The following is a 1,226-nucleotide window of genomic DNA, read 5'->3' as shown; positions in this document are numbered from 1 at the left end:
CATCTGCGATCTGCTGGACGAGATGGTGCCGAAAGCGGGCTCTTACCGCGATCAAATCACCTATGTAGCGGATCGTCCCGGTCACGATCGCCGCTATGCCATCGATGCCAGCAAAATGAGCGCGGAGTTGGATTGGCAACCGCAAGAGACCTTTGAATCCGGTATTCGCAAAACTGTGCAGTGGTATCTGGATAACCAGCAGTGGGTCAGCAACGTCAAGAGCGGTGCCTACCAATCCTGGATTGAGCAGAATTACGGGGAGCGTGCCTGATGCATATTCTGCTGTTTGGCAAAAACGGCCAGGTAGGCTGGGAGCTGCAACGGGCACTGGCGCCGCTGGGGCGTATCACTGCCGTTGATTTTGACTCCACTGACTATTGCGGCGATTTCAGCAACCCGGCAGGGGTGGCCGACACGGTACGTCTGGTCAAGCCGGACGTGATTGTCAACGCCGCAGCCCACACCGCAGTCGACAAGGCCGAAAGCGAGCGGGAGTTTGCCGAGCTGCTCAACGCGACCAGCGTGGTTGCGATAGCCAAAGAAGCGGAAGCCTTGGGTGCCTGGCTGGTGCATTACTCCACCGACTATGTGTTCGATGGCAGCGGTGAGCGTCCCTGGGTGGAAACCGATGCCACCGCTCCGCTCAACGTCTATGGCGAAACCAAGCTGGCGGGTGAGCAAGGGGCCGCGCTTTGTTCCCGTCACCTGATTTTTCGCACCAGCTGGGTCTATGCCGCTCGGGGTGCCAACTTTGCCAAGACCATGCTGCGCTTTGGCAAAGAGCGTAGCGAGATGTCAGTCATCAATGACCAGTTTGGCGCTCCGACCGGCGCCGAGTTGCTGGCTGATTGCACCGCTCATGCGATCCGCGTGGCGCAGCGCAACCCCGAGGTCGCCGGGCTGTACCATCTGATTGCCTCCGGCACCACCACCTGGTTTGACTACGCCCAGCTGGTGTTTGCCAAAGCCAGAGAGGCTGGCGTTGAACTGGCGGTGACACAACTCAATGCGGTGCCGACCAGCGCCTTCCCTACCCCGGCCAAACGCCCCCATAACTCCCGCCTTGATACCGGCAAATTCCAGCGCACCTTCGATCTGGTGCTGCCGGAGTGGACCGTCGGTGTGGAGCGGATGTTGACCGAGATCCTTGGCAAGTAAATCACTGGCCAGGGATGTAGTGACTGCCTCCCTGGCTGGCAGGGATAAAACAGAAAGGTGTGGCCGCA

2 protein-coding genes are annotated in these 1,226 nt (G+C 59.5%); both read left to right on the top strand.

The genetic code is table 11. The annotated features are described in order from the left end of the window. On the top strand, positions 1-271 hold a 271-nt coding region (locus G5221_RS20200), incomplete at its 5' end, for a GDP-mannose 4,6-dehydratase (RefSeq protein WP_421263799.1). Further along, on the top strand, positions 271-1,158 hold the full coding sequence (gene rfbD / locus G5221_RS20195) for a dTDP-4-dehydrorhamnose reductase (RefSeq protein ID WP_421263798.1): 888 nt from the start codon (positions 271-273) through the stop codon (positions 1,156-1,158). The genes G5221_RS20200 and rfbD, both read left to right, overlap by 1 nt. Positions 1,159-1,226 lie beyond the last annotated feature (68 nt).

The organism is Aeromonas sp. 602200, from assembly GCF_049173895.1.
GTDB classification, from domain to species: domain Bacteria; phylum Pseudomonadota; class Gammaproteobacteria; order Enterobacterales; family Aeromonadaceae; genus Aeromonas; species Aeromonas veronii_A.
Note: the sequence above shows the minus strand (reverse complement) of the source record. Positions and strands in the feature narration are given on the sequence as shown.